Raw genomic sequence first — 10803 nt, 5'->3', positions numbered from 1 at the left:
GGCGCGGCGCCACCCGGCGCCGCGCTGCTGTATTGACACACTAACACGCTCATGCGATACATGATGCGGGGCAAGGGGATCTGACGAAAAGGACGACCCCGATGTATAGTGACAGCGACCTGCAAGCTGCGGTCGATGCGAAGATATTGACGCCGGAGGCCGCAACAGCCTTTCGGTCGCATGTCGCATCGGCGCGCTCCGCCCCCGGGGCGGATGAGGAACATTTCCGCCTCATCACCGGATTCAACGATATCTTCGTCAGCATCGCCGCGGTGATCCTGCTCATGGCGGTCGCCTGGATCGGGGCGTCGATTCATCCCGCGCTCGGCGGCGCCTTCGTCGCCGCATCGGCGTGGTTCCTCGCCGAATATTTCACGCGGCAACGCCGCATGGCGCTGCCCAGCATCGTCCTCGTCCTCGCCTTTTCGGGCGGCGTCGCGGCGACGATGATCGGATTTCTCGTCGAACATGGCGAGGCAATCTTCAGCAATGATCCCGGCGATACCGTCGGCGCGCTGCTCGTCGGCGGAATCGCGCTGGTAACTGCCGCCGCGACGTGGTTGCACTGGAAGCGCTTCATGGTTCCGGTCACCATCGCTGCAGGCACTGCCGCGCTTGCCGCGACCGCGGTTGCGCTGGTCCTGTCGATCGTCGGCGTCGCCACCTCCGTCGACGTCGCCACCTCACCCGACATCGTCATGGCGCTGGTGCTCGTCGCGGGCCTCGGCGTCTTCGCGCTCGCCATGTGGTGGGACCGCAGCGACCGGGTTCGCCAGACGCGGCGCAGCGACGTCGCCTTCTGGCTCCATCTGCTCGCCGCGCCGATGATCGCACACCCGGTCTTTCACCTGCTGGGCGTGACGCAAGGCGACAATATCACCAGCGTTGCAGCGGTGATGGTCGTCGGCATTTATGTATTGTTCGGGCTGATCGCGCTGGCGATCGACCGCCGCGCGCTGCTCGTCTCGGCGTTGGCCTATGTCCTGTTCGCGATGACGCAATTGTTTCGCGAATTCGGGGCGGTCGAGCTCAATGTCGCGCTGACGGCGTTCGTCATCGGATCGGCGCTGCTGCTGCTGTCGGCCTTCTGGCAGAACGCCCGGGCGGCGGTGGTCGGCCTGTTGCCCGCCAACCTCGCAGACCAGCTGCCCGCGACGGTGCGGACGGTCAGTCCGATACCAGCTTCATAAGCTTGCGTTCGACGGGGGCGAGCACATTCGCAAGCTCGTCCCCGCGCTTCAAAATCGCCCCGGCTTCGGAGACCAGCGCCCACATCCCCTGGCGGCTCCGCAAGGCGGGGCGTTTTTCGATGCGATATTCGGGGCGTTCGGAAGCGCGGCGAAAGGCCGAGAAGATCGCGGCGTCGCGGTGAAAATCCATCGCATAGTCGCGCCAATGCCCCGCCGCGACCATCCGGCCGTAAAGGTCGAGGATGCGCATCAATTCGGGACGCTCGAAGCCGGTCTGCTGCGGTACCGCTCTGCTATTCGCGAACGGCAGAGGCGTTACCGTTCCCATCAGGCGCTTTTCCGGCTCCCTTTGCGGCGCGGGGCCTCATCGTCCTCCGCAGCGGCTGCATCGCGATCGTTGAGCAGCGATTGCAACTGCTTCTGCAGCAGCTCGAGCTGGCACTGGAGGATTTCGACCTTCTGCGTCGCGGGGTCGAAATTCTCGCTGCACTGCGTGCCGTAGGGCACGAATTCGCGCGCATATTCGGTGGCATCGATCAACGTCGAGCGCGCCGGAATGCCGACCATCACCGCGCCCTCGGGCACATCCTTGGTCACCACGGCATTGGCGCCGACGCGCGCGCGCGTGTTGACGGTGACCGGGCCCAGTATCTGCGCGCCCGAACCGACGATGACATCGTCGGCCAGCGTCGGATGGCGTTTTCCGCCGATACCGTTCGCGGGATCTGTCCCCCCCAGCGTCACGCCCTGATAGATGGAAACATTGTCGCCGATCTCTGCCGTTTCGCCGATCACGACACCAAAGCCATGGTCGATGAACAAGTGGCGGCCGATCGTCGCGCCCGGATGGATGTCGATGGCGGTCAGAAAACGCGAGAAATGATTGACGAAGCGGGCGAGGAAGAACAGCCGCGCCTCGAACAGCCAGTGCGCAATGCGGTGCATGCCGACCGCGAGCAGGCCGGGGTAGAGAAGGATTTCCCAACGCGACCGTGGCGCCGGATCGCGCGCCTTGATCGAATCGAGATAGGCAATCAGCCCGTTGAACATACACTGTCCCCTGCGACCCTATTGTTCGCAGCAAGATAGATGTTCGGGGGCATCATTTCCAGCCCCGGTGGCTTTTTATCGTCAGCGGCCAAGCAAACCGATGCGAAACAGCAGCAGTCCTTCGCTGCGCCAGCGCCGTTCGCCGTCATGCGCCGCGATCGCACCGGCCCAGCGGTCCAGCATCAAAAGCGCCCGGTTTCCGGCATAAGCCGTGCGCCGAGTGGCCCTGCCAATACGCGCATCGGCGATGAGCTGGCGCGCCTCGCGCTCGCCTTCCTGCACGCTCGCGCCCCAGAGCAGGCCCCAGCAATCGCCGCCGCCGCCGCCGCCCGACAGGGCAAACAAGCACGCGCCGAACGCCGCTGCCGCTTCGCGCCGCTGACCGTCGTCCTCGGCGAGCAGTACCGCCTCCGCCGCATCGACCAGCGTGTCGAGCCCCGCCTGCCCGCCCCAGGTCGTGCGCAGTTCGGCGAGGAGCGGTTCGCCCTTGGGCAACGCATCGGGATCGCTCGCGATCATCACCGCCATATCGCGCCACCAGGCGAGCTTGATCTGCGCGATCAGCGGCTCGCGCGCTTCGATGAGCAATCGCGTCAGTCGCGCCGCGAGCGCCCACAGCGCCGTCATCGCCGGTCGCCGCGCATGCGACACCGCGACCATCACGCGCGGATCGCGCATGTCGGGCCAGGCGCCCTCGTGCGGCGCGTCGGGGTTGGTTTCGGTGGTCATTACGGGAGCGCGCTAACATTCCCTGCCCGTCAATGCGACCCCGGCAAGCGCCAGGGTCGCATTGACACAGGGAACTATGCCCGGTTGCAGATCGCCTTCACCGCCGCGATCACGCGCGGGGTGTCGACGAGCGCCGCCTTTTCGAGGTTGGCGGCATAGGGCAGCGGCACATCTTCGTTGCACACGCGCATCACCGGTGCGTCGAGATCGTCGAAGCCCTGTTCCATCGCGACCATCGCGATTTCGCTGGCGATCGAACAGGTCGGCCAGCCTTCCTCGACGACGACCAGACGGTTGGTCTTCTTGAGGCTGGCAAGCACAGTCGCGGTGTCGAGCGGGCGCAGCGTGCGCAGATCGATCACTTCGGCTTCGATCCCCTCAGCCGCCAGCGCGTCGGCGGCTTCGAGCGCGAGCCCGACGCCGATCGAATAGCTGACGATGGTGACATCGCTGCCCTCGCGCATGATCCGCGCCTTGCCGATCGGCAGGACGAAATCGGCGACATCGGGAACGTCAAAGCTGCGGCCATAAAGAAGTTCGTTTTCGAGGAAGACGACCGGGTCGGGGCTGCGGATCGCGGCCTTCATCAGTCCCTTGGCATCGGCGGCGTCATAGGGCGCGATCACGATCAGGCCGGGGACGCTGGCGTACCAGGGTGCGAAATTCTGGCTGTGCTGCGCGCCGACGCGCGACGCCGCGCCGTTCGGGCCGCGGAACACGATCGGGCAGCGCATCTGACCGCCCGACATATAGTTGGTCTTCGCCGCAGAGTTGATGATGTGGTCGATCGCCTGCATCGCGAAGTTGAAGGTCATGAATTCGATGATCGGCCGCAGGCCGCCCATCGCGGCGCCCGTGCCAAGACCGGCAAAACCATATTCGGTGATCGGGGTATCGACGACGCGGCGGTCGCCAAATTCCTCGAGCAGGCCCTGTGTGACCTTGTAGGCGCCCTGATATTCGGCGACTTCCTCGCCCATCACGAACACGCGGTCGTCGGCGCGCATTTCCTCGGCCATCGCATCGCGCAAGGCTTCGCGCACCGTCAGGCGGACCATCGCGGTGCCGGCCGGGATCGCGGGATCGGAGGCGCGTTCGGTTGGGGCGGAAGCTGCCGCAGCCGGAGCCGCAGCGGGCGCGGGTGCCGGGGCTTCGGCCTTGGCTTCGGGTGCCGCAGCGGCGGGAGTCGGCGCAGGAGCCGCGCTCGCCTCTTCGCCCTCGCCCGTGATCGTCGCGATCACGGTGCCGACCTTCACATTGTCGGTGCCCTCGGCGACCAGGATTTGCGCGATCGTGCCTTCGTCGATCGCTTCATATTCCATCGTCGCCTTGTCGGTTTCGATCTCGGCGAGGATGTCGCCCGATTTGACCGTGTCGCCTTCCTTGACCAGCCATTTCGCCAGCGTGCCTTCTTCCATCGTCGGCGACAGCGCCGGCATCTTCAATTCGATGGCCATCTCAATATTGCTCCACCAGCACGTCGGTATAAAGTTCGGGAAGATCGGGTTCGGGCGCGCTTTCCGCAAAGTCTGCGGATTCAGCCACAATCGTGCGGATTTCCTTGTCGATATCCTTGATCTTGTCCTCGGTGATGCCCGCATCGAGCATCAGCTTTTTCAGATGTTCGATCGCATCGGACTTGTCGCGTACCGCCTGCACTTCCTCGCGGCTGCGATATTTGGCGGGGTCGGACATCGAATGACCGCGATAGCGATAGGTTTTGAGTTCCATCAACACCGGGCCCTTGCCCGCGCGCACCCATTCGATCGCGGCTTCGGCCGCACCGCGCACCGCAAGCACGTCCATGCCGTCGACCTGCATCCCGGGAATGCGGAAGCTTTCACCGCGACGATAAAGCTGGTCTTCGGCCGACGAGCGGTTGACCGAGGTGCCCATGGCGTACTGGTTGTTCTCGATCACGAAGATGATCGGCAGCTTCCACAGCTCGGCCATGTTGAAGCTCTCGTAAACCTGGCCCTGGTTCGATGCGCCGTCGCCGAAATAGGACATGGCGATGCCGCCATCGCCGCGATATTTATGTGCGAAGGCAAGCCCGGTGCCGAGCGACACTTGCGCGCCGACGATGCCATGGCCGCCGTAGAATTTATGCTCGACGCTGAACATGTGCATCGAGCCGCCCTTGCCGCGCGAAATGCCGGCGGCGCGGCCAGTCAGCTCGGCCATGATGACCTTCGGGTCGATACCATAGGCCAGCATGTGGCCATGGTCGCGGTATCCGGTGATCACGCTGTCCTTGTCGCCGTCGAGCGCGCTCTGCAGGCCGACCGCAACGGCTTCCTGGCCGATATAGAGGTGACAGAAGCCGCCGATCAGGCCGAGACCGTAAAGCTGGCCCGCCTTTTCCTCGAAGCGGCGGATGAGCAACATCTCGCGGTAGAATGTCTCGAGCTCTTCCGGGCTCGCGTCATAGGGCGCGGGGTCGCGCGGCTGGTCGCGATTGGTCGCGGGTGCTGGGGTGGATGCAGTCTTTTTTGGCGCGGCAGTTGTGCGCGCGGGAGCTTTGGCCAAGGCGGGTTCCTTTGCAGTTAGCCGTAACGGCAAGGCTTCCTATAGGAGCGCCATAACCCCTTTGGCAACGCCCCCTTGGGAAGGGTGCATGCTTGCCTTACGTATGCAGCATGGGTGCAGCAAAAACCCGTCAGGGCTTCGCGTCGGGTTCCATCGGAATGATCACCTCGTCGGGGTGATAGGCGCCCAGCCGCTCGCGAACATATTCTTCGGCAAGGTCGGGATCGACGCGCTGGCGGTCGAGCAGGTTGACGCGGTTCTGAAGCTCATGCTGCCGCTTGGACAACTCGGTCAGCACGACGCGCTTCTTTTCAACCGACTGACCATATTCGCCCCACGCATACAGTCCGGTCGGCCCGAAAATCCCGTAACCGATCATCGCCAGCACCGCGATCACGGCAATGGCGGGACCGACGGCCCGGTTCATCGATTTACGGAATTTGTGGCGCTGCGTCATTCCGGCCCTTGAATCAGAGTTGATTCGCGGCGTCAAGCGTACACGGCGCATAATCGACTAGGGCGATACGTCATTCCCGTCAGCAGGACCCGCGCCCCGACGGCTGACGACGTTTCGCGGCGCGGGCAGAAGCGCTTTGTCAATCCGCGCGGAAACACCCACGCTGCGTCCCGCAAGGTTCGCAACCGAATAGCGCATCGCGCTCCCCATCACTTGCGCCGTCTGCGACAGGGTCATGCCATAGTCCCGCTGCAGCCATTGGATGATGCCTGTGCTCGCAGATTTCAGCGCTTCATCGAGCGATCCAGCCTGACCCAGCGCCATGATTTCCCTCGGCGATTCGACCCGCGGCATCTCGATCGCCTGCCCCTTGATAATATCGACCGTCATCGTGACATCCATCGACGTCTCGAGCGCATATTGCGAGGTTTCGCCATCGCCCTGAAGCGCATGCGCATCACCGATATACAAGAGCGCGCCCGGCTGTTGCACGGGCAGATAGACGATATTTCCTTCAACGACCTCGTTGAAATCCATGTTTCCGCCGAAGCGTCCGGTGTCGCCCGTCGATATGGCCGGCATTCCGAACCCGGGGGCGACAGCCATTCCGCCCAGCATCGGCCTGACCGGCACCGAGAAATCGGCCAGCGCGCCGCTGGCGTCGGCGGGACGTGCCCGGCCCGCTTTCCGGTCGAGTATCCAGCGCACCGGCTTGTCCAGATCACCGGCCGAAGCCACGAGTGACGTTCCGAGCGCCCGGCCGACGATGGAGTCGAGGCTGTCGGCATAGTCGCGGTTAAGCGCCAGACGGCGAATATGGACGACCAGCGTATCGCCGGGCTCGGCACCGGCGACAAAGAAAGGCCCGGTCTGCGGATTGCCAAACAGCGCGCGCGTCACGCCCTTTTCGTCCACGCCGCCGGAATCGACCGTGGTGGTACGGATCGTATCGCCGGGCCAAACAACCAGAGCCGGCTTGCGATCGGCATCCCAGCTGTTCGAATAATCGGTCGGGCGATATTCGACGACCTTCGGCCCGCCCGTCCTGTCGGGCACCCGCCACGCCGTGATCCGGCGAATCGCGCGGGCTTTGGGATCGTTCGTGTCCGGCATATCCGCTTCGCCGCTCAATTCGGTCGCGCGTCGCTGCAACGAGTAACGCGAAACCTGCCCGCTCGCGTCCGTGCTGCGCAAGTCGAGCGCCGAGCCACGCACAGCGCCCTCGATGCGACTGCCGTCGATTTCACCCGACGCCCGTCCATCGGCGATATCGAGAGTCATCGTCGAAAAAGCCGGCGACCCCCAATAATCGGTCCGGACGATCCACGTGTCACGAGCCGACGCGGGCAGTGCGGCCAATGTTACGGCAAACACCGCCAACAGCGTCTGACTCGGGTATTTCAAGGCGGGCCTCCTGCTACGTCAAGACCCGCTCCATAAGCCTCCGCGCCGACCGCGTTAGGCCAATTCGACGAATGACTATGTGGTGCCGACAACAGTCATGGATCAGGTGAAAATAGCCATCCCCGGATAACGCGCCATGTTGCCCAGCTCTTCCTCGATGCGGATCAGCTGGTTGTATTTCGCGAGCCGGTCCGAACGCGCGAGGCTGCCGGTCTTGATCTGGCCGCAGTTGGTCGCGACCGCGAGGTCGGCGATCGTTGCGTCCTCGGTCTCGCCCGAACGGTGCGACATAACGGCGGTGTAGCGCGCGCGGTGCGCCATATCGACGGCGTCGAGCGTTTCGGACAGCGTGCCGATCTGGTTGACCTTGACGAGCAGCGAGTTGGCGAGGCCGTCCTTGATGCCCTGTTCCAGACGCAGCGGATTGGTGACGAACAGATCGTCGCCGACGAGCTGGCACTTGTCGCCGACGAGGTCGGTGAGCGCTTTCCAGCCCACGAAATCATCTTCGCTCATCCCGTCTTCGATCGACAGGATCGGGTAATCCTTGACGAGTGCGGCGAGATATTCAGCCATCTGCTCGGGGCTCAGCGACAGTTTTTCGCCGCTGATCTCGTACTTGCCGTTCTTGAAGAATTCGGTCGCGGCACAATCGAGCGCGAGGACGACGTCGGTGCCGAGCTTGAAGCCCGCCTGATCGACCGATGCAGCGATGAAGTCGAGCGCGTCGCGCGTCGAGGCAAGGTTCGGGGCAAAGCCGCCCTCATCGCCCACTGCGGTCGCGAGACCTTTGGCCGACAGGCCCTTCTTCAGCGTGTGGAAGATTTCGCTGCCCCAGCGCACGGCTTCGGCGATGCTGCCGGCGCCGACGGGCATGATCATGAATTCCTGGACGTCGATCGGGTTGTCGGCGTGCTCGCCGCCGTTGATGATGTTCATCATCGGAACGGGAAGTGTGCGGGCGGAAACGCCGCCGACATAGCGATAGAGCGGCAGACCGCGCGCATCGGCCGCGGCTTTGGCGGCGGCAAGGCTGACGCCGAGGATCGCATTGGCGCCAAGGCGGGCCTTGTTGGGCGTGCCGTCGAGGTCGATCATCGCCTGATCGAGTTCGCGCTGGTCTTCGGCATCGAGACCGATCAGCGCGTCAGCGATGTCGCCGTTTACGGCCGCGACGGCCTTGAGCACGCCCTTGCCGAGATAGCGGCTCTTGTCGCCATCGCGCAGTTCGACGGCTTCGTGCGCGCCGGTCGACGCGCCCGAGGGCACCGCGGCACGGCCGAAGCTGCCGTCTTCCAGCAGCACATCGACTTCGACGGTGGGATTGCCGCGGCTGTCGAGAATTTCGCGGCCGTGAATGTCGATGATGGCGGTCATGGGATATGTCCTGCTGGCGGCCGTAGGCAGGCCGGTGGAATAGAGCGCCCGCCTGTTATCGGCGCCGTGCCGCCAGTGCAACCACCGCAGAGGAATTTTGCAGAACTATGGAACCATTAGCCCCGCCTTGCTATATATTGATACAGGACCAAAGGGGACGTTCGCTGGTGCGACGCCCGATAAAAGAAGAAGAGGACAACGCCCATGGCCAAAGCCGCTACTCCCGCGACCAAGAAAGTTGCCGCTCCCCGTCCCAAGGCGCCCGTAAAAGCCGCCGCGACCAAGGCGGCGCCCGCGCGCAAGCCTGCCGCAGCCAAGACCAGCGCAAAGGATCATCCGATCCGCGACCAGATCGCCGCGACCCGCGACACCATCAAATCCGAAGCATCGAAAAAGGCCGCCTCTTTGAAGGATGAAGCATCGACGCTCGCAAACCAGGCTTCGACCAAGGCGCGCGAAGCCGCGACCAAGGGCAAGGACAAGGCCGCCGATGCCGTCGGCAGCCTCGCCAGGATGCTCGAAGATAGCGCCGGGACCGTCGATACCAAATTCGGCAAGCAATATGGCGACTACGCCCGTTCGGCCGCGACCACCGTCGCCGGCCTTGCCACGACGCTCGACGAAAAAGATCTCGACGAGCTCGCCGCCTCGACCCGCGAATTCGTCAAGAAGAGCCCCGCCGTGGCGGTTGGCGCCGCCGCCGTGATAGGCTTCGTCCTCGCCCGCATGTTGAAAGGCGGGTCGAACAACGGCTGACGCCGGCCACCCTTATGCCGAACACCCAGCCCGAAACCCCGCCCGCGTCCGCACCGCGCAGCTTTGACCGTGTCAGCCACGGCTTTGCGCCCGATGGACCCGCCCCGACGCCGCCACCGGTGCCGCTGGAGGATATCGTGCGCGAGGTCGTCGACAACCTGTCGGCGACCGCGAAGGCCGAACTGGCGCTGCTCGACGCGCGGCGCGCCTTCGGCTGGGAGGGCTTCAAATGGATGTCCGGCTGGGGCTTTGTTGCGGCCTGCGCCTTGCTCGTCGCGATGCTCGCGCTCGCCTTTGGCGGGATCATGGTGTTGACGCCGCTGGTCGGACCGCTGCTCGCGACGCTGATCGTCTTCGTCGCCTTGCTTGCGGTCGCGGCCTTTGCCGGGTGGCGCGCACATCTGGGCTGGCGCGATGTGCGGACGGCGCTGCGCAACGACCTGATGCACGAAGGTGAAGATCTGTGAACGGATCGCGCACCCGCCTGATCAACGCGGTCCGGCAGTCGATGCTCCAACGCGCCGAATTACAGCGCAAGGTCGGCGTTGCGCGCGATGCGTTCAAACCGGCGGCGCTCGTAAGTCGCGGCAAATATCGCGTCGGCGAAGTCGTCGATGACGCCGCGCATGTCGTACGGCAGGAGTTTCGCGACAACCGCCTGCCGATCACGATTGCCGCGGTGGCGGGGGTTGCATGGCTTTTCCGCGAACCGATCAGGGAACATGCGCCGCGCATCGGCCGCAAGATTCAGGAGATGGCGACCGCGGTCGTCGACCGGCTGCGCCCCGCCGGGGACGTCGAAGCCGAAGAAGCAATCGAACCATTGGAGGAAGAAGATGAAGCCGTTCAGTGAAACCGCCCGCGACACGCGTGCAAAAGCGAGTGAACTTGCGGAGAAAACCGCCGAAAACGCGCGACTGACCGCCGAGGCGGCGAAAGCACGAATCCAGGACGGCTATGGCCGCGCGCGCGCCGCGACCGACGATCTCGCCGATCGCACGCGCGCCGCGACGAGCGAACTCGCCGACCGCACACGCACCGCGACGAGCGAACTCGCCGCCAAGGGCCGCGAACAGGCCGAAGCCGCACGCGACGTCGCCGAACAGGCGATCGCAAAGGGCAAGGTTCAGGCGAAGCGCGCCAACAGCAAGCTCAAGGACGTCGCACAGGAACAGCCGCTGGCGCTGGTCGCCGGCGCGGTGGCGCTTGGCGCATTGCTCGGCTCGCTCCTCCCCAAGCGCAACAACGACTGACCGGCTTGCCGTAACGGCGCTGCGCTGGTAGGGGCCGCCTCCTCCCCTCCCCAGCGCT

13 protein-coding genes are annotated in these 10803 nt (G+C 64.6%); 5 read left to right on the top strand and 8 right to left on the bottom strand.

Going from position 1 to position 10803, the window contains the following annotated elements; translation table 11 throughout:
* Nucleotides 1–101 precede the first annotated feature (101 nt).
* Entirely contained in the window at nt 102–1190 is a 1089-nt protein-coding gene (locus AC1RRJ_RS05695) for a hypothetical protein (protein WP_493120792.1), read from the top strand.
* On the opposite strand, the gene AC1RRJ_RS05690 is transcribed toward AC1RRJ_RS05695, so the two are convergent.
* The 8 genes from AC1RRJ_RS05690 to eno all read right to left on the bottom strand — a co-directional run bounded on the left by AC1RRJ_RS05690 (nt 1168) and on the right by eno (nt 8736).
* Entirely contained in the window at nt 1168–1518 is a 351-nt protein-coding gene (locus AC1RRJ_RS05690; protein WP_493120791.1) for a DUF2794 domain-containing protein, read from the bottom strand. The two genes, AC1RRJ_RS05695 and AC1RRJ_RS05690, sit on opposite strands and share 23 nt — an antisense overlap.
* A complete protein-coding gene (cysE, locus tag AC1RRJ_RS05685; RefSeq protein WP_493120790.1) occupies nt 1518–2240 on the bottom strand; it encodes a serine O-acetyltransferase in 723 nt (240 codons plus the stop codon). Before cysE ends, AC1RRJ_RS05690 begins: the two co-directional genes overlap by 1 nt.
* Nucleotides 2241–2321: 81 nt before the next feature.
* Nucleotides 2322–2969 carry a hypothetical protein gene (locus tag AC1RRJ_RS05680; RefSeq protein ID WP_493120789.1) on the bottom strand — a complete coding sequence of 216 codons (648 nt, stop codon included), beginning with the start codon at nt 2967–2969 and terminating at the stop codon, nt 2322–2324.
* Between the two features lie 74 nt (nt 2970–3043).
* Nucleotides 3044–4426, bottom strand: a complete 1383-nt coding sequence (locus AC1RRJ_RS05675) for a pyruvate dehydrogenase complex E1 component subunit beta (protein WP_493120788.1) — start codon at nt 4424–4426, stop codon at nt 3044–3046.
* 1 nt (nt 4427) lies between these two features.
* Nucleotides 4428–5498 (bottom strand): pyruvate dehydrogenase (acetyl-transferring) E1 component subunit alpha, encoded by a 1071-nt coding sequence (gene pdhA / locus AC1RRJ_RS05670; RefSeq protein ID WP_493120787.1) that lies wholly within the window; start codon nt 5496–5498, stop codon nt 4428–4430.
* A gap of 130 nt (nt 5499–5628) precedes the next feature.
* Nucleotides 5629–5955 (bottom strand): FtsB family cell division protein, encoded by a 327-nt coding sequence (locus AC1RRJ_RS05665; RefSeq protein WP_493120786.1) that lies wholly within the window; start codon nt 5953–5955, stop codon nt 5629–5631.
* A 57-nt stretch (nt 5956–6012) separates the two neighbouring features.
* The gene (locus AC1RRJ_RS05660) at nt 6013–7359 is read right to left on the bottom strand and encodes an acetamidase/formamidase family protein (protein ID WP_493120785.1); all 1347 of its coding nucleotides are present in this window, start codon (nt 7357–7359) and stop codon (nt 6013–6015) included.
* Between the two features lie 102 nt (nt 7360–7461).
* Nucleotides 7462–8736 carry a phosphopyruvate hydratase gene (gene eno, locus AC1RRJ_RS05655; RefSeq protein WP_493120784.1) on the bottom strand — a complete coding sequence of 425 codons (1275 nt, stop codon included), beginning with the start codon at nt 8734–8736 and terminating at the stop codon, nt 7462–7464.
* Between the two features lie 204 nt (nt 8737–8940).
* On the opposite strand from eno, the gene AC1RRJ_RS05650 reads away from it, so the two are divergent.
* The 4 genes from AC1RRJ_RS05650 to AC1RRJ_RS05635 are packed head-to-tail and all read left to right on the top strand — an operon-like array spanning nt 8941 to nt 10745.
* Nucleotides 8941–9492: a hypothetical protein gene (locus AC1RRJ_RS05650; RefSeq protein ID WP_493120783.1), complete on the top strand. Its 552-nt coding sequence runs from the start codon at nt 8941–8943 to the stop codon at nt 9490–9492.
* Between the two features lie 14 nt (nt 9493–9506).
* The gene (locus AC1RRJ_RS05645; protein ID WP_493120782.1) at nt 9507–9959 is read left to right on the top strand and encodes a phage holin family protein; all 453 of its coding nucleotides are present in this window, start codon (nt 9507–9509) and stop codon (nt 9957–9959) included.
* Entirely contained in the window at nt 9956–10345 is a 390-nt protein-coding gene (locus AC1RRJ_RS05640) for a hypothetical protein (protein WP_493120781.1), read from the top strand. Before AC1RRJ_RS05645 ends, AC1RRJ_RS05640 begins: the two co-directional genes overlap by 4 nt.
* On the top strand, nt 10329–10745 hold the full coding sequence (locus tag AC1RRJ_RS05635) for a hypothetical protein (RefSeq protein ID WP_493120780.1): 417 nt from the start codon (nt 10329–10331) through the stop codon (nt 10743–10745). Before AC1RRJ_RS05640 ends, AC1RRJ_RS05635 begins: the two co-directional genes overlap by 17 nt.
* Nucleotides 10746–10803: the final 58 nt, after the last annotated feature.

The organism is Sphingopyxis sp. GW821-FHT12C06 (assembly GCF_058807415.1).
This window is presented reverse-complemented; position numbering and strand designations above follow the sequence as displayed.